The sequence below is a fragment of the Isoptericola sp. NPDC057391 genome (assembly GCF_042668085.1).
Lineage (GTDB): Bacteria > Actinomycetota > Actinomycetes > Actinomycetales > Cellulomonadaceae > Isoptericola.
Map to the genome: position 1 here is coordinate 1 of NZ_JBHVBO010000082.1, position 17,299 is coordinate 17,299.

The window sequence follows — 17,299 nt, forward strand, 5'->3', positions numbered from 1 at the left end:
GCGTCGTACACCATGCCGGTGCGGGCGTCAGTGGTGCCCGGCACCGCTGGTCTCCCGCAGGCCGGCGTCGGCCCACTGCTTCTCGATCCGCTTCTCGTCCGCCGAGGCGACCAGGCCGGCCGGGGCGAAGCGCCGCGAGGCCACGGGCGCGTCCTCGTGGTTCTCGCCGCCGCCGGTGCGGAACGCCTTGAGGGTCACGACCACCGACGCGGCGATCACCACGATCGACAGCACCACGAACACGATCGACAGGGTGCCCTGCACGAAGGTGTTGCGGACCACGGCCTCCATCGCCGCGACGTCGGGCGCGGTGCCGAACGACGTCTCCCCGGCGGCGAGCGCGTCCTTGAACGCCCGGTGCTGCGCCCAGTACCCCACCTGGGGCACGTCCGAGAAGATCTTCTCGAACGACGCCCAGATGGTGATGAGCGCCGTGAACGCGAGCGGCACGGCCACGATCCACAGCCACGCCCAGTAGGCGCGGCCGCGCTTCGCGACGATCGCGAGCACGACGGCGAGCGCGATGGCGGCCAGCAGCTGGTTCGCGATGCCGAACAGCGGGAAGAACGTGTTGATGCCGCCGAGCGGGTCGGTGACGCCGAGATAGAGGATCGTGCCCCAGCCCGCGACCATGATCGCGGTGCAGACCCACACCCCGGGCCGCCAGCTCACGTCCTTGAACTTCGGTGCGACGTTGCCGATGGTGTCCTGCAGCATGAAGCGGGCCACGCGGGTGCCGGCGTCGACGGCGGTGAGGATGAACAGCGCCTCGAACATGATGGCGAAGTGGTACCAGAAGCCCATCATCGCGGTGCCGCCCACCAGCTGGTGCATGATGTGCGCCAGCCCGAGCGCGAGCGTCGGGGCGCCGCCGGTGCGCGACACGATCGACGGCTCGCCCACCTGGGTGGCCAGGGTGCTGAGCATGTCCGGCGTGAGGTTGACGCCGGCGAGGCCGAGCGAGTTCACGAACGCGACCGCGCCCTCGATGGTGCCGCCGGTGGCGGCCGCCGAGGAGTTCATCGCGAAGTAGACGCCGCGGTCGATCGAGATCGCGGCGACCAGCGCCATGATCGCGACGAACGACTCCATGAGCATGCCGCCGTACCCGATGAAACGCGTCTGGCGCTCCTTCTCCACGAGCTTCGGCGTCGTGCCCGACGAGATGAGCGCGTGGAACCCGGACAGGGCGCCGCACGCGATCGTCACGAAGAGGAACGGCCACAGGTTGCCGGCCACGACGGGGCCGGTCTCGGACCCGGCGAACTCGCTGATCGCGGGGACGGAGATCTCGGGGCGCACGATGACGACGGCGCCGGCGAGCACCACGATGACGCCCACCTTCATGAAGGTGGACAGGTAGTCGCGCGGGGCGAGCAGCAGCCACACGGGCAGGACGGCGGCCACGAAGCCGTAGACGATGACGCCGACGGCGATGGTGGTGCGGTCGAGGTGGAAGAACTCGGCGCCCCACGCGGTATCGGCCACCATGCCGCCGCCGATGATCGCGGCGAGGAGCAGCACGAAGCCGATGAGGGAGACCTCGGTGATCTTGCCGGGGCGCAGGAACCGCAGGTACACGCCCATGAACAGGGCGATCGGGATCGTCATGGAGACGCTGAACACGCCCCACGGGCTCTCGCCGAGGGCGTTGACGACGACGAGGGCGAGGATCGCCACGATGATGATCATGATCAGCAGGGACGCGACGATCGCGGCCACGCCGCCGATGCGGCCCAGCTCCTCGCGCGCCATCTGGCCGATGGTGCGGCCGCCGCGGCGCATGGAGAAGAACAGCACCGTGTAGTCCTGCACGGCGCCCGCGAGCACCACGCCCACGATGATCCAGATGGTGCCCGGCAGGTACCCCATCTGGGCGGCGAGCACCGGGCCCACCAGCGGGCCGGCGCCGGCGATGGCGGCGAAGTGGTGGCCGAACAGCACGCGGCGGTCCGTGGGGACGAAGTCCTTGCCGTCCTCGCGCGTCTCGGCGGGGGTGGCGCGCCGGTCGTCGGGGCGGGTGATGTACCGCTCGATGACCTTCGAGTAGAAGCGGTACCCGATGAGGTACGTGCACACCGACGCGAAGACGAACCAGATCGCGTTGATGGTCTCGCCGCGCACCAGCGCGATCATGACCCACGCGACGCCGCCGAGCAGGGAGATGGCCGCCCAGAGCGCGATCTTCCGCCAGGTCCACCGGGTCCTGAGGTCCTCGGCCGGCACGGCCGTCGGGGGGAGCGAGGGGTCGGGGACGATCTCGTCCGTCGCCGTGGTGGCTCCGGAATCTGCTGACAAGGTGAGCCTCCAAGGCGTCGCGTCGGCGGGACTCGACACAGGATAGGGGGTGAAGAAAGCGTGACGGAACGTCCGGAGCCTGGACGGTGCGACGACGGCCGTGGTAGGCGCGACACACCGTCGGGGGCTCGGCACGGTGAGCTCGCGCCGGTGCCACGATCCTCCGTGTGGAGCAGCCCGACCTCGCCCGTGCGATCGCCGCCGCGCGCGCGACCGCCGGCTCGCTGGGCCTGCGGGTCGACGACGTGACCGTGCTCCACAGCTCCAACAAGCTCGCGCTGCGCCTCGAGCCGTGCGGGGTGACGGCCCGGGTCGCTCCCGTGGGCCAGGAGGTCGCGCAGCTCGAGGTCGACCTCGCCCGACGGCTCGCCGGTGCGGGTGCCCCCGTCGCCGCCCTGGAGCCCCGGGTCGACCCCGACGTCCGCGTCAGGGACGGGTTCGCGGTGACGCTGTGGGTGTACTACGCGCCGACGGCGCCCGTCGTCGCGCCAGGCGCGTACGCCCGGGCGCTCGAACGCCTGCACGCGGCGATGCGGGACGTCGACTCGACCGTTCCCCGGTTCACGGACCGGATCGCCGAGGCGGAGCGGGTCGTCGCCGTGCCGGAGCTCTCGCCCGAGCTGCCGGACGACGAGCGTGCGTTCCTCGGCGGCCGGCTCCGGCGGCTGCACGACGAGGTCTCCGGGACGGGACGGGAGCAGCTGCTCCACGGCGAGCCCCACCCCGGGAACCTGCTGAGCACGCGCGAGGGACCGCTCTTCGTCGACCTCGAGACGTGCTGTCGCGGGCCGGTGGAGTTCGACGTCGCGCACGCTCCCCCGGAGGTCGCCGCGGCCTACCCGGGGCTCGACCACGCGCTCCTCGACCGGTGCCGCGAGCTCGTGCTCGCCATGGTCGCGGCGTGGCGGTGGGAGAGGGGAGACCAGTTCCCGGACGGGCGGCGCCACGGGGAGCGGCTCCTCCGCCTGCTGCGTGCGGGCGCCCCCTGGCCCGCCCTCGGCGCCCTGACCGCGGGGCCGGACGGCCCCTGACGACCGGCCGCGAGGCAGCGGCAGGCACGGCGGTCGGCATAGTGTGGCGGCCATGGACACCGAAGAGCGCCTCGCCGTCTTCCTCGACTACGAGAACCTGGCGCTCGGCGCCCGCGACCACCTGGGCGGGATGCAGTTCGACTTCAAGCCCATCGCGGACGCGCTGGCGGTACGCGGCCGCGTCGTGGTGCGCCGCGCGTACGCGGACTGGTCGTACTTCGACGAGGACCGGCGGATGCTCACCCGCCACCAGGTCGAGCTCATCGAGATGACGCAGCGCATGGGCGCGTCCCGCAAGAACGCCGCCGACATCAAGATGGTGGTCGACGCGATCGAGATGGCGTTCGAGCGCGAGTACATCACCACGTTCGTCATGTGCACGGGCGACTCCGACTTCTCCCCGCTCGTCCACAAGCTGCGCGAGCTCGACAAGAAGGTCATCGGCGTCGGCGTGGAGAACTCCACGTCGCGACTGCTGCCGCCGGCGTGCGACGAGTTCCTCTTCTACGACCGGCTCGAGGGCGTCGACGTGCCCGACGCGAGCGAGGCCAAGCCGGCGAAGCCCGCCCGCGGCGGCAAGTCGTCGTCGCGCCCCCGCCGGAAGAAGGCCGCCGAGCCGGCGCCCGAGGCCGCCGCCCCCGCCGTCGAGCCCACGGTCGAGCCCGCCGTCGAGGCGGTGGTCGAGACCGACCTCGAGCAGGAGGACGCGGCGCCCGCGGGGGAGGAGGCGACGATGGAGGTCCGGGTGGCGCAGACGCTCGCCGACCTGCAGGCGTCCACCAGCGGCTCCGTCACGGCGTCGATGCTCAAGCGCACGCTGGTGCGCAAGGACCCCACGTTCAGCGAGTCGGACTACGGCTTCCGCACCTTCGGCGAGTTCCTGCGGTTCCTCGCCGACCGCGGCTTCGTGGTGCTGTCGCCCGGCCCGTCCACGGGGGATCCGGAGGTCGAGCTCCCCGAGCAGCAGGACACCGAGGGCGCGTTCGACCTGCTGCGCCAGGTGGTGCGCGACGCCGGCGGCGCCGCGCCGCTGTCCGGGCTGAAGAACGAGGTGCGAAAGCGCCGCCCCGACTTCTCGGAGAAGGCCCTCGGCTACCGCGGGTTCCTGCAGTTCGCGAAGGGCGCCGCGGCCGCCGGCGCCGTCGCCCTCGCGTGGGACGACGACGCCGACGACTACCTGCTCACCGCGGGCTGAGCGCCCGCGGGGTCGTGGTCAGCGGCCGACGAACGCGAGCAGCGCCGCGTTGACCTCGTCCGCGTGCGTCCACAGCAGGCCGTGGGGGGCGCCCTCGACCTCGACGTACTCGGCGTCCGGCACGGCGGCGTGGAAGCGCCGGCCCGAGGCGTCGATCGGCAGGATGTTGTCCTTCGTGCCGTGCAGGATCAGCGTGGGCAGGCCCGCGTCGCGCACCGCCTCGACGTCCGGCCGGAAGTCCTCGATCCAGGTGGGGACGACGGCGTACGCGGCGACGGGCGCCGAGCCCACCGCGGTGATCCAGTTGGCGCGCACGACCTCCTCGGAGATCCGCGTGCCGAGGTTCTCGTCGAGGTTGTAGAAGTCCTTGTAGAACTGTGTGAACCAGGCGTAGCGGTCGCTGCGGGCGGCCTCCACGATGCCGTCGAACACGGACTGCGGCACGCCCTCGGGGTTGTCGTCGCGCTGCACGAGGAACGGCTCCAGCGAGGCGAGGAACGCGAGCCTGGCGACCCGCTCGTGGCCGTGGTTGCGCACGTACCGGGCGAGCTCTCCGGTGCCCATCGAGAAGCCGACGAGGATCACGTCGCGCAGGTCGAGCGTGGTCAGGACGGTGTCGAGGTCCTTCGCGAACGTGTCGTAGTCGTACCCGCTGCCGACCTTGCTGGAAGCGCCGAACCCGCGCCGGTCGTAGGTGATCACGCGGTACCCGGCGGCGAGGAGCTCGCGGGTCTGGAGCTCCCAGCTGTGCCCGTCGAGCGGGTACCCGTGCACGAGGACGACGGGCTGACCGGAGCCCTGATCCTCGTAGTACAGCTCGACGTCCGTGCTGTTCTCCTGCCCGACGGTGATGTAGCCCATGGTGTGCCCCTTCCGAAGGAGGGGAGAACGATCGTTCTCCCGGTGTTCGCTACAGTAGAGAACGCTGGTTCTCCCCGCAAGGGGGAGGGGACGACGAGAGGGTGAACGATGCTCGACGAGCAGGCGGCGCGCGACGCCGTGGTCGCCGCGGCGGACCGGCTGTTCTATGCGCGGGGCGTCCAGTCCGTGGGCATGGACGCCGTGCGCACCGAGGCCGGCGTGTCGCTCAAGCGGATCTACGGGCTCTTCGCGTCCAAGGAGGACCTGGTGGTCGCGGTGCTCGCCCTGCGGACCCGGCAGTGGACGGAGGGCGTGGAGCGCGCGGCCGCGACCGCCGCCACGCCGCGCGACCGGATCCTCAGCGTCTTCGACTTCCTCGACGCCTGGTTCCGGGAGGACGGGTTCCGCGGGTGCGCGTTCATCAACTCCTTCGGCGAGCTCGGCGCGACCTCGCCCCGCATCGCCGAGGCCGTGCGGGGGCACAAGGAGGCGTTCCGGGATCACGTCCTCGGCCTCGTGCGCGAGGCCGGGCTGCCCGACGCCGTCGCGCTGCAGGTCGTGCTGCTCGCCGAGGGCGCGCAGACCACCGCCGCGATCACCCACGACGCCGACGTCGCCCGCGAGGCGCGCCGCGCCGCCGCGTCCCTGCTCGCCGCCGAGACGGCGCGAACGCCCTGATCACGCCCTCGCGCGGGCGGCCTCGGCCGGGCCGGGCGGAGCAGGGGGCACAATGGTGCGGTGACCTATCGGTTCCTGCGTCTCGTCCTGTCGCTCCTGGTGTACGTGCTGCTGCGCCCCCAGGTGACGGGACTGCACAACATCCCGCGGCGCGGGCCGGTGATCCTCGCGAGCAACCACCTGTCGTTCATCGACTCGATCATCATCCCGCTCGTCGTGCCCCGGCACGTCACCTTCATCGCCAAGGCGGAGTACTGGACGGGGCGCGGCCTCAAGGGCCGGCTCTCCCGCTGGTTCTTCACCACGATGGGCCACATCCCCGTGGACCGCGAGGACCCGCGCGCCGGGCAGCGGTCGCTCGACGACGCTCTCGTCGTGCTCAAGCGCGGCGGCGCCTTCGGCATCTACCCCGAGGGCACCCGCTCCCGCGACGGGAAGCTGCACCAGGGGCACACCGGCGTCGCCTGGCTGGCGCTCGCCGGCTCGGCGCCCGTCGTCCCGGTGGCGCTGCGCGGCACCGACAAGGTGCAGCCCGTCGGCAAGCGGCTCCCGCGCCCCACCCGCGGCATCCAGGTGCACTTCGGCGCCCCCATCGACCCGTCGCGCCAGCTCACCGCCGGCGCGCGCCCGGCCCAGGTGCGCCGCGAGCTGACCGACCACGTCATGTCGTCCATCCACAAGATGAGCGGCCAGGAGCTCGCCGCGTGACCCATCCCTCGCCGCACGGCGAGGAGGTGCAGCGCCTCTTCGACACGGTCCCCGGCTACTACGACCGGATGAACCGCCTCATGACGCTGGGGCGGCACACGGCCTGGTGCCGCGACGTCGCGCGCCGGGCGCAGCTGCCCGCCGGCGGGTCGCTGCTCGACATCGCCACCGGCACCGGAGTCATCGCCCTCGAGGCGGCGCGGCAGTACCCGGGCGCCACGGTCCACGGTGTCGACTTCTCCGAGGGGATGCTGGACGGCGCCCGCGCCAAGCCCGGGGCCGACGCCGTGACCTGGCGGCTCGCCGACGCCAACGCCCTGCCCTACGACGACGCGTCGTTCGACGCCGTCACGCACGGGTACCTGCTGCGCAACGTGGAGGACGCCGAGCGCGTGCTCGCCGAGCAGCTGCGGGTGCTCCGGCCCGGCGGCCGCCTCGCGCTGCTGGAGACCTGCCCGCCGCGCGGGCTGCTGAAGTACCCGGTGACGCTGGGCGTGAAGGTCGTGATCCCGTTGCTCGGCCAGCTCGTGGCGCGCGACAAGACGTCGTACACCTACCTCGAGGAGACGACCCTCGGGTTCATCTCCCCCGAGCAGGTCGCGTCGATCCTCTGGCGCCTCGGGTTCGACGACGTCACCTGGCGCCGCCGGTTCCTCGGCACCCACATGATCGTCAGCGCCCGCAAGCCGTAGCGACTGTTCCCCCGGGCGGGGGAGGCGCTGCGCCGGGCCGGTGGGCAGACTGGCGGGCATGACGGCGGGAACGACCAGGGCCAGCGGGCGGCGCACGCTGCGCTGGGCGTTGTCGCCGCTGACCAGCGCGTCGACCGTCCGGGCGGGGGTGTACCTCGTCATCGGCGGCGTGCTGGCGGGGGCGTACTTCGCGCTCGCGGCGGGGTTCGTGCAGATGTTCGCGGACCCGGCGACGCCGCGGGTCGCGGTCGGGGTGCTGGCGCTGATCACCGCGGTCATCGTGTGCACGCCGCCGTTCCTCGCGCCCGTGCGGGCGCTGGAGATCGCCGCCGTGCGGACGTTCCTCGACGTCGACGCGCGCACCCTGCCCGACCCCGTCGGGGCGCCCACCGTCGCGACCCGCTGGCGCGGGGCCGCCTGGTTCGCGCTGCACCTCGTGCTCGGCGCGCTGGTCACGCTGGGCCTGCTGGTCGCGGTGCCGCTCGCGACGCAGCTGGCGCTGTCGGCGTTCGGCATCGACCGGGCGTTCCTCGTGCAGCTGGGGCCCGCGCTCGCCAGCAACCCCGCCGGGTGGCTGGCGCTGGCCGTCCTGGCGCTGATCGCGCTGCCGTACGGCACGGCGCTCGCCCGGCGGCTGCTGCGGCAGTCGGCGGAGCCGCTCCTCGGCCCGGACCAGACGGCGCGGATCGCGGAGCTGGAGGCTCGGGCGGACCGGCTCGCCGAGCGCGGCCGCCTCGCCCGCGAGCTGCACGACTCCGTGGGGCACGCGCTGACGGTCACCACGCTCCAGGCCGCGGCCGCCGCCCGCCAGGTGGAGGCCGACCCGGACGCCGCCCGGCGGTCCCTCGCCGCCATCGAGGAGGCGGGCCGCACGGCGATGGCCGACCTGGACCACGTGCTCGGACTGCTGCGCGCCGGCGACGACGCGGCCTCGACGACCTCCGGCTCCGCGCGGCGCGCCCCCGCCCGGTCGCTGGACGACCTGCCCGCGCTCGTCGACGACGCCCGGCACGCCGGGACGGACGTGCGTCTCGACCTCGACGCCGGCACCTCCGCCGCGCTGCCCCGCGCGACGTCGCACGAGGCGTACCGCGTGGTGCAGGAGGCGCTGACCAACGCCGTCCGGCACGCCCCCGGACGCCCGGTGAGCGTCCGCGTCGCGCTCGCCGACGGCGCCCTCGACGTCGAGGTGGCGAACCCGCTGCCCGACGCGCCGTCGCGCGTCACGCCGTCGCCCGGCGGGGGCCGCGGGCTGCACGGCATGGCCGAGCGCGTCCGCCTGCTGCGCGGCCGGCTCGACGCCGGGCCCCGCGCCGGGGCGTGGGTGGTCCGGGCGTGGTTCCCGCTCGGGTGAGCCCGTTCCCCGGGCGCCGGCGGCAGGATGCGGCAGGATCGTCCGGGTGACCCCACCCGAGAACGCCGACGTCGTCCGTGTCGTCCTCATCGACGACGAGCCGCTGGTGCGCGCGGGCCTGCGCGTGATCCTCGACGCGGAGCCCGGCCTGGAGGTCGTGGGGGAGGCCGGCGACGGGTCCGAGGTGCCGCAGGTGGTGGCGCAGGCGCGGCCCGACGTCGTGCTCATGGACGTGCGGATGCCGAAGGTGGACGGGATCGCGGCCACGCGGGCGGTCGTCGCGACCGGGCGACCACACGCCCCGGCGCCGCGCGTGCTGGTGCTGACCACGTTCGAGAACGACGACTACGTGCTCGACGCGCTGCACTCCGGCGCCCAGGGCTTCCTGCTGAAGCGGGCCCGCCCCGAGGAGGTGGTGCACGCGGTGCGCGTGATCGCCCAGGGGGACTCGCTGCTGTTCCCGGACGCCGTCCGGCGCCTCGTCGCCGCCCACGGCCCGGACACCGCGCAGGGCGACCGGCTCCAGTCCGTCGGCCTCACGGAGCGCGAGGCGGAGGTGCTGCGGCTCGTCGCCGCGGGGCTGTCCAACGCCGAGATCGCCCGCGAGCTGTACCTCGGCGTCGAGACGGTGCGCACCCACGTCGGGAACGTGCTCGCCAAGCTCGACGTGCGCGACCGCACCCAGGCGGTGGTCCGGGCCTACGAGTCGGGGTTCGTGCCGCTGCGCTGGTGACGCCGGTCGAGGACGTCGGCGAGCCGGTCGCCGAGCTCCCTCCCGTCCGCGCCGCGCACCAGCGGGGCGCCCGGTGCGGGGCGGTCGTGGGCGGCCCGCGGGCGGGCGCCGTCGACCTGCCGGACGGCGATCGCCGCGACCCGCTCCGGCCAGCGCGCGGACGCCCGGACGTACACGTCCTCGTCGAGCTGTCCGGCGTCGCCGACCAGCAGCCACCGCACCCGCGGGAACGCCACCATGAGCCGGTCGAGGCTGTCGCCCTTGTGCTGCGGGCCGCTGCGGAACCAGCCCGTCTGCGTGGGTCCCCAGTCGGTGAGCAGCAGGGGACCGGGCGGGAAGCCGTGCCGGTCGAGGAACCGGGCCAGCGTGCCGGCCGTGTTCCACGCGCCGTTGGACAGGTAGACGAACGGCGCGTCGGGGTGCTCGGCGGCGAGACGCCGGTACAGCTCGGGCATCCCGGTCACGGGCTGGCGGGCGCTCGCCCGCGTGACGAACGTGTTCCACGCCGCGACGAACGGCCGCGGGACGGCGGTGACCATCGCCGTGTCGTCGATGTCGCTCACGACGCCGAACGTCGCGTCGTCGCCGACCACGACGACGGCGGCGTCGGCCGCCGCCCCGGTACGGAGGGCGGTCAGGGTCGCGTCGTGCCGGCCGGGCCCCAGCGGCGCGTCGGCGGGCAGCGGCACCTCGACGTCCACGTAGCCGGCGCGGTCGGTCGCGACGTCGACGACGGCGCCGCCCACGGCGACGCGCACCGGCTCGCGGGGCGCCGGCAGCGTGAGGTAGCTCCGCAGCGGGCGGCGTTCCGCGGCCCGGACCGGGGAGAGCGGTCCCCGCCCGCGCGACGGCGGCACCAGCAGCACCCGCGCCAGCACGCGGACGTCGCGCGGCGTGCCGTACCCCGTGTACGTGAGCACGCGCGGCACCCAGCCGCGGCGGCGCAGGAACGCCCCCGCCACCGTGCACCACCAGTCCTCGACGACCGCGGCGACGTGCGGTCGCTGCGTGGGTCGCGGGGCGGGGTGCTGCGTGGCGGGGGCGTGCGGGTCGGACATGCCCCGATCGTCCCTGCTACTGGCCTCCCATGCCCGTCGTCGCCACGCCCTGCACGATGCGGCGCTGGAAGAGCATGAACACGACGAGCAGCGGCAGCGCGGCGATCATCGCCGACGCCATGTTCTGCGCGTACTGGACGCCGTAGGCGTTCTTCACGGTCGACAGGCCCACCGGCAGTGTCATGAACTGCGGGTCGGTGGTGACGATGAACGGCCACAGGAAGTTGTTCCACGCGCCGATGAACACGAAGATCGCGACGGCCACGAGGATCGACTTCGACAGCGGCAGCACGATCGTCCAGAAGAGCCGCCACGTCCCGGCGCCGTCGATGCGGGCGGCGTCGAGGAGCTCGGCGGGGATGGCGTCGAAGAAGCGCTTGAGGATGAACACCATCACCGGGGCCACGATCTGGGGCAGCACGATGCCCGCGAACGTGTCGACCAGCCCCATCGCCTGCATCTGCTTGAAGAGCGGCACGATGAGGATCTGGCCGGGCATCATGATCGACGCCACGGTGAGGAACTGCAGCAGGCCACGGCCCTTGAAGAGCGTCTGCGAGAAGGCGAACGCCGCCATCGCGGAGATCAGGACGGTCAGCGCTGTCACGAGGACGGCGACGACCAGGCTGTTCCACATCCAGCCCAGCAGCTCGCTGTTGCCGAGCACCTGCCGGTAGGCGTCGAGGGTCCAGCCCTGGCTGGGCCACCACGATGCAGGCAGCGCGGCCTCGGCCTCGTGCTTGAAGCTGGTGACGGCGCCCCACGCGAGCGGCAGCAGCCACAGCACGGCCATGACCACGAGCGCGGCGAGCGCGGCGGCTCGCACCCACGGGGACGGCCCGATGGTGAGCTTGGTGAGGGTGCGGTTCTCGGCCCTCGTCTGCTGCGCCGCCGACCGGCGGGCGGCGACCAGCGTGGGGACGGACCCCGGGGCGTGCTCGGTGACGGCCACGTCAGGCCTCCTTCTTCGTCGGCAGCAGCCGGACCAGCGTGAACACGAGGATCAGGGCGAAGAACACGTAGGAGATGGCCGACGCGTACCCGAGCCGGTAGTTCGTGAAGCCCGTGTCGTAGACGTACTCGAGGATGGGGCGCGTGCTGCCGTTCGGGCCGCCCGCGGTGAGCAGGTAGATCTGGTCGAACACCTTGAGCGACGCGAGCAGCTGCAGCACGACGATCACGCCCGTGATCGTCTTCAGCTGCGGCAGGGTGATGGCGAAGAGGCGTCGCCAGCCGCCGGCGCCGTCGATCGTCGCCGCCTCGTACTGCTGGTGCGGGATGCCCTGCAGTGCCGCCAGGTACAGCAGGAAGTTGAACCCCACGGTCCACCACACCGTGACGAGCGCGATGGAGAACATGGCGACGTTCTCGTCGGTGAGCCAGCCCACGGGCCCGAGCCCGAGCTTGGCGAGCCAGACGTCGAGCAGGCCGATCTCCGGCTGGAACAGCCAGCTCGCGAGCGACGACACGACGGCGCTGGTCAGCAGGAACGGCGCGAAGAACGACATCCGCCACACCCACTGGCCGGGCAGGCCGGTGTGCACCAGCAGGGCCATGACGAGCGCGACGAGGATGAGCGGCACGGTGCTGAGCACGGTGAACCACACCGTGTGCAGCAGCGTCTCCCACACCTGCGGGTCGCTGAAGGCCTCGACGTAGTTGTCGAAGCCGATGAACGAGCTCTCCGTGGCGGTGAGGCTCTGGTCGGTGAAGCTCATCCACAGGCCGTAGATCGTGGGCCACAGGAGGAAGAGCCCGGTCGCCACCGCGAACGGGGCGACGAACAGGTACCCCGAACGGTCCTGCGCCCGGAGCGAGTGGCTCACGGCGCCGGTCCGGGTGCGCGGTCGGGTGCCCGAGGTACGCCGGGAGGGGCGCGCGACGGGGGCGCTGATTGACGTGCTCGACGCGGTCATCGTCGTCCTCTCAGGCGGGGCTCGGCTGCGAGAGGAAGCGGTTCATCTCGCTGAGCATGCGGTCGACGGCGGTCCGGGGGGACGCCTTGCCGGACAGGGTGTCGGTCATGGAGTCGCCCATGCGGGTCTGGAAGTCGCTCCCGCCGCCGGTGAACCAGGCGTCGGGGTCGAAGACGGCGATCGCGGCGGCCGGCGCGTAGTCGCGCTGCGGCACGAGAGCCTGGTACTCGGCCGTCCGGACGACCGGCTGGTAGGCCGGGATGTGGCCGGCGGAGGCCCAGGTGAGGCCCTCCTTGAGGAGGCCCGCGAGCACGCGGTAGGTGGCCTCGCGCTTGGCGGGATCCGGTCGGGCCTGCTTCGGCAGGACGAACGAGTGGGAGTCCGCGTAGTTGGCCGGCGTGCCGAAGATCGCCGGGAAGGGCGTGGCTCCGACGTCGGGGATCGCTCCCTGGAACATCGGCAGGTCCCACTCGCCGGCGAACATCACGCCGGTGCGCTCCGACATGAACCGGCCGGAGGCGGCCCCGCCGTCCTGGTTCCTGGCCGCGACCGTGCCGTCCACCATGGACTGGAGGAACTCGAACACCTCGGTCGCAGCCTGCTCGTCGAGCTCGGCCGGCTTGCCCGGGGTGAGATCGTAGCCGCCCCCGTTCTGGTTGTAGAGGCCCCAGAACGTCCGCCAGCACCCGGCAGGGTCGCGCAGGTAGCCCCACGACACCCCGGTCTCGCCGGTCACCTCGGCCATCGCGCGACCGGCGTCGAGGAAGGCGTCGGCGCCGGGCTCGATCGAGAGCAGGCCGTCCGCGTCGAGGAGCCCGGCGTCCCCGGCGATGGCCGGGTTGTTGAACGCGATGTAGGGGTGGGTGTCGAGCGGCAGTGCGTAGAGCTGCCCGTCGAACTGCGCCTTCTCCCAGACGGCGGGCGCGAAGTCGTCCTGCGTGACGCCGAGGTCGGCGAGCGCCTCGAGGTCGAACGGCTCCAGCAGGCCCCCCGGCGCGTACCCGGCGAGCCGCGACATGTGCATCACTGCGGCCTCCGGCGGGCGCCCGCCCGAGGACGCCATCGCGAGCTTCGTGTAGTACGGAGCTCCCCAGGCGAGGGTCGTGGAGTCCACGGAGATGTCGGGGTTCGCCTTCGCGACCGCGCCGACCATCTCCTGCATCAGCGCGCCGTCGCCGCCCGAGAACAGGTCCCAGATCATCACGGACGTGCGGCCCGACCCCGAGGCGGCGGGCGTCGCGCACCCGGACAGCGCGCCACCGAGGGCGATGCCGCCCGCGCCGACGAGCGCGGCCTGGAGCAGGCCGCGTCGGCTCAGCCCGACGTCGTCCACCGTGCCGCTCGAGCCGGACCGGCGGGGGAACCTGCCCGGGGCGCGGGTCGCCCGCGGCACCGACTTTCCTCCGGACGTGCGCTGACTGGTCTTCATCGACCCTCCTGAGTGCAACGTTGCGCTCCAACGTGGGACCACGATGGACTAGGCCGGGCGGACCGTCAAGAGGTCCGCGGAATGGGGCGACGTCGCCCCGCCGCAGGACGAAGGGCCGGTGGATGGCAGCACAGGACGAGCAGGGGCCGACGACGAGCCGGGGGCCGGGGACCGGACGGGGCGCCGGTGGCAGCGGCCGGGTCGGGATCAAGGATGTCGCCGCGGCCGTCGGGGTCTCGTGGAAGACGGTGTCGAACGTCGTCAACGGCACCGGGCGCGTGGGGGAGGAGACGCGGGCCCGGGTGGAGGAGATGATCGCGGAGCTCGGGTACCGGCCCAACCTCGCCGGGCGGCAGCTGCGGCAGGGGCGGACGAACACGCTGGCGCTGGCGGTGCCGTGGGTCCACTCGCCCTACTTCTCGCTCCTGGCGCACATCGTGATCGACGTCGCGGGCGCCCGGGGGTACCGGGTGCTCATCGAGGAGACCCGCACCGAGCGCGACGCGGAGCTGCAGGTGGCGCGGGGGTTCTCGGTCCGGGCGATCGACGGCATCATCTTCTCGCCCCTGGCGATCGGGCCGGCCGAGATCGCCCAGGTGCGCGGGGCGACGCCGTTGGTGCTGCTCGGGGAGCGGGACGACCCGGGCCACGACCGCCGGTGGAGCACCGACCACGTGAGCATCGACAACGTGCGGGCGGCGCGCGAGGTGACCGAGCACCTGCTGTCGACGGGCCGGCGGCGCCTGGCCTTCGTGGGCGCCGAGCCGGTGGAGGACCGCACGGGAGCGCTGCGCCTGCAGGGCTACCGGGAGGCGCACGCCGCCCAGGGCCTCGAGCCGGACCCGCGCTGGATCCTGCCGGTCCCCCAGTTCTCCCGCCCGGCCGGCGTCGCCGCCATGGAGGCCGTGCTGCCGCGGGTCGACCAGGTGGACGGGCTGGTGTGCGCGAACGACGAGCTCGCCCTCGGCGTGCTCTACGCGCTACGGCTCAACGGCGTGCGGGTGCCCGAGGACGTGGCGGTCACCGGCTGGGACAACACGGAGGACGGCCGGTACGCGAACCCGTCGCTCACCACGGTCGCCCCCGACCTCCAGGCCATCGCCGAGACTGCCGTCGACCGCGTGATCGCGCAGGTCGAGCACGGGCCGGGGGACGCGCCGGAGCGCGACGTCGACGTGGTGGTGCCGCACCGGCTCCTGGTGCGCGAGAGCAGCAGGGAGGCCTGAGGTCCCCGAAAACCGGCCGATTCTGATTCAACGTTGCATTCTCCGGCCGGCTTCGGTTGAATCATCCGCGGAACTGTCGTCCATGCAACGGAGCACCACGATGTCCGTCCTCGATCGTCTCGACCCGCCCTCCGCCCCCGGAGGCACCGACGTCCCCCGCCCCGAGTACCCGCGCCCGCAGGTGGTGCGCGACCGGTGGCTGAACCTCAACGGCCGGTGGGGGTTCGAGATCGACCCCGGCGACTCGGGCCTGGAGCGCGGGCTGCGCACGCAGCCCCTCACCGGCTCGATCACCGTCCCGTTCGCCCCGGAGTCGGAGCTCTCCGGCGTCGAGAACACCGACTTCCTCGAGGCGGTCTGGTACCGCCGGGAGGTGACGATCCCCGTCGAGTGGGCCGAGGTCGCGGGCGACGACACGCACGTCCTGCTGCACTTCGGCGCGGTGGACCACGACGCGACGGTGTGGGTGAACGACGTCGAGGTCGTGCGCCACCGGGGCGGGTTCACGCCGTTCACGGCCGACCTGCACGGGGTGGCCGGGCCGGGCGAGACGGTCACCGTGGTGGTGCGCGCCCGCGACCACCGCGGCATCCCGCAGGCGCGGGGCAAGCAGTCGGGCCTGTACGCCAACAAGGACTGCCACTACACGCGCACCACCGGCATCTGGCAGACGGTGTGGATGGAGCCGGTGCCCGGCGCGAGCCTGCGCCGGCCGCGCATCACCCCCGACCTCGGCGCCCGCGCCCTCGACGTGCGCGTGCCGCTCACGCAGAACCGCCGCGACCACCACGTCGTCGTGACGGTGAGCGACGCGGACGGCGTCGTCGCCACCGAGACCACGCGCGCGGACCTGGACCTCGCGCCCACGGTGCGCGTCGTGATCCCCGCGGACCGGGTGCGCCCGTGGTCCACGCAGGACCCGCACCTGTACGGGGTCGAGGTGGAGCTGCACGACGGCTCGGGCGACGTCGTCGACGCGGTCCGGTCGTACGCGGGGCTGCGGTCGGTGGCGATCGAGGGCAAGGCGGTCCGCATCAACGGCGAGCCCGTCTTCCAGCGGCTGGTGCTGGACCAGGGCTACTGGCCCGAGTCGCTCATGACGGCGCCGAGCGACGCCGCCCTGCTGCGCGACGTCGAGCTGGGCCTCGAGGCCGGCTTCAACGGCGCCCGCCTGCACCAGAAGGTCTTCGAGGAGCGCTACCTCTACCACGCGGACCGGCTCGGCTACCTCGTCTGGGGCGAGTTCGGCGACTGGGGGGCCGGCGACTTCGGCCGCAAGGACGACCACCAGAAGCCGACGACGTCGTACGTCGGCGAGTGGCTGGAGGCCCTGGAGCGGGACTTCTCCCACCCGTCGATCGTCGGCTGGTGCCCGCTCAACGAGACGCACCAGCTGCTGCACGACCGGATCACGCAGCTCGACGACGTCACGCGTGCGATGTTCCTGGCGACCAAGCTCGCGGACCCGTCGCGCCCGGTGCTCGACGCCAGCGGCTACTCGCACCGCGTGCTCGAGACCGACGTCTGGGACTCGCACCACTACGAGCAGGACCCGGAGGCCTTCGCCCGCGACATGGCGGGGCTCAAGGACGGCGAGCCCTACGCGAACCGGTACGACGAGGGCCCGATCTCCCTGCCCTACAGGGGGCAGCCGTACTTCTGCAGCGAGTACGGCGGCATCTGGTGGAACCCGGAGGAGGCGGCGCGCGCGGCCGGGGACGACCGCAGCGAGTCGTGGGGCTACGGGCAGCGTGTGGCCGACGAGGAGGAGTTCCACGCGCGGTTCGCCGGGCTGACGGACGCCCTGCTCGACGACCCGCTGATGTTCGGCTACTGCTACACGCAGCTCACCGACGTGTTCCAGGAGCAGAACGGCATCTACCGGTTCGACCGGTCCTCGAAGCTCGACGTCGACCGGGTGCGCGCGGTGCAGGTGCGCCCCGCCGCCTTCGAGAAGGGCGACGGCTGAGCACCGGCGCACAGCGCTGAGACGTCGTACCGAGCCGCGCGGCCGGGGGCCCCGGGGCCGGGGGCGCGCGGGCGGGCCCGCCGGCCGTGGGTCGCACTCGCCCGGCCCCACGTCCCGGCCGCCGTGGCGCCCCGGCCCCCCGCCCCCCGGC

15 protein-coding genes are annotated in these 17,299 nt (G+C 73.2%); 9 read left to right on the plus strand and 6 right to left on the minus strand.

All coding sequences use genetic code 11. The features are described 5' to 3' along the window. Positions 1-27 precede the first annotated feature (27 nt). Positions 28-2,298: a carbon starvation CstA family protein gene (locus ACFUVW_RS11855; protein WP_430571526.1), complete on the minus strand. Its 2,271-nt coding sequence runs from the start codon at positions 2,296-2,298 to the stop codon at positions 28-30. Between the two features lie 167 nt (positions 2,299-2,465). On the opposite strand from ACFUVW_RS11855, the gene ACFUVW_RS11860 reads away from it, so the two are divergent. After that, positions 2,466-3,329, plus strand: coding sequence for a phosphotransferase (locus ACFUVW_RS11860; RefSeq protein WP_430571527.1), 864 nt, complete (start codon positions 2,466-2,468; stop codon positions 3,327-3,329). Between the two features lie 52 nt (positions 3,330-3,381). After that, the gene (locus ACFUVW_RS11865) at positions 3,382-4,524 is read left to right on the plus strand and encodes an NYN domain-containing protein (RefSeq protein ID WP_430571528.1); all 1,143 of its coding nucleotides are present in this window, start codon (positions 3,382-3,384) and stop codon (positions 4,522-4,524) included. A gap of 18 nt (positions 4,525-4,542) precedes the next feature. Here the strand turns inward: ACFUVW_RS11865 and ACFUVW_RS11870 are convergent, their stop codons facing one another. Next, positions 4,543-5,385, minus strand: coding sequence for an alpha/beta fold hydrolase (locus ACFUVW_RS11870; RefSeq protein ID WP_430571529.1), 843 nt, complete (start codon positions 5,383-5,385; stop codon positions 4,543-4,545). 108 nt (positions 5,386-5,493) lie between these two features. Here ACFUVW_RS11870 and ACFUVW_RS11875 point away from each other — a divergent pair, with 108 nt between their 5' ends. The 5 genes from ACFUVW_RS11875 to ACFUVW_RS11895 are packed head-to-tail and all read left to right on the plus strand — an operon-like array spanning position 5,494 to position 9,550. Next, the gene (locus ACFUVW_RS11875) at positions 5,494-6,063 is read left to right on the plus strand and encodes a TetR/AcrR family transcriptional regulator (RefSeq protein WP_430571530.1); all 570 of its coding nucleotides are present in this window, start codon (positions 5,494-5,496) and stop codon (positions 6,061-6,063) included. A 60-nt stretch (positions 6,064-6,123) separates the two neighbouring features. Beyond that, complete coding sequence (locus ACFUVW_RS11880; protein ID WP_430571531.1) at positions 6,124-6,771, plus strand: lysophospholipid acyltransferase family protein; 648 nt, start codon at positions 6,124-6,126, stop codon at positions 6,769-6,771. Then, on the plus strand, positions 6,768-7,463 hold the full coding sequence (locus ACFUVW_RS11885) for a ubiquinone/menaquinone biosynthesis methyltransferase (protein WP_430571532.1): 696 nt from the start codon (positions 6,768-6,770) through the stop codon (positions 7,461-7,463). The genes ACFUVW_RS11880 and ACFUVW_RS11885 overlap by 4 nt, the downstream gene beginning before the upstream one ends. 58 nt (positions 7,464-7,521) lie before the next feature. Continuing rightward, on the plus strand, positions 7,522-8,817 hold the full coding sequence (locus ACFUVW_RS11890; protein ID WP_430571533.1) for a sensor histidine kinase: 1,296 nt from the start codon (positions 7,522-7,524) through the stop codon (positions 8,815-8,817). A 46-nt stretch (positions 8,818-8,863) separates the two neighbouring features. Then, complete coding sequence (locus ACFUVW_RS11895) at positions 8,864-9,550, plus strand: response regulator (protein WP_430571534.1); 687 nt, start codon at positions 8,864-8,866, stop codon at positions 9,548-9,550. Here ACFUVW_RS11895 and ACFUVW_RS11900 read toward each other — a convergent pair. Genes ACFUVW_RS11900 through ACFUVW_RS11915 form a run of 4 tightly spaced genes read right to left on the minus strand, consistent with a single transcriptional unit; the run spans position 9,517 to position 13,953 of the window. Then, the gene (locus tag ACFUVW_RS11900; protein WP_430571535.1) at positions 9,517-10,608 is read right to left on the minus strand and encodes an App1 family protein; all 1,092 of its coding nucleotides are present in this window, start codon (positions 10,606-10,608) and stop codon (positions 9,517-9,519) included. The genes ACFUVW_RS11895 and ACFUVW_RS11900 overlap by 34 nt on opposite strands. A 16-nt stretch (positions 10,609-10,624) precedes the next feature. Continuing rightward, the gene (locus tag ACFUVW_RS11905) at positions 10,625-11,560 is read right to left on the minus strand and encodes a carbohydrate ABC transporter permease (protein ID WP_430571536.1); all 936 of its coding nucleotides are present in this window, start codon (positions 11,558-11,560) and stop codon (positions 10,625-10,627) included. Position 11,561: 1 nt separating this feature from the next. Next, on the minus strand, positions 11,562-12,524 hold the full coding sequence (locus tag ACFUVW_RS11910) for a carbohydrate ABC transporter permease (RefSeq protein WP_430571537.1): 963 nt from the start codon (positions 12,522-12,524) through the stop codon (positions 11,562-11,564). Between the two features lie 10 nt (positions 12,525-12,534). Continuing rightward, positions 12,535-13,953, minus strand: a complete 1,419-nt coding sequence (locus ACFUVW_RS11915; RefSeq protein ID WP_430571538.1) for an extracellular solute-binding protein — start codon at positions 13,951-13,953, stop codon at positions 12,535-12,537. Positions 13,954-14,075: 122 nt separating this feature from the next. Here ACFUVW_RS11915 and ACFUVW_RS11920 point away from each other — a divergent pair, with 122 nt between their 5' ends. After that, on the plus strand, positions 14,076-15,179 hold the full coding sequence (locus ACFUVW_RS11920) for a LacI family DNA-binding transcriptional regulator (RefSeq protein ID WP_430571539.1): 1,104 nt from the start codon (positions 14,076-14,078) through the stop codon (positions 15,177-15,179). Positions 15,180-15,279: 100 nt separating this feature from the next. Further along, entirely contained in the window at positions 15,280-17,148 is a 1,869-nt protein-coding gene (locus ACFUVW_RS11925; protein ID WP_430571540.1) for a glycoside hydrolase family 2 protein, read from the plus strand. Positions 17,149-17,299: the final 151 nt, after the last annotated feature.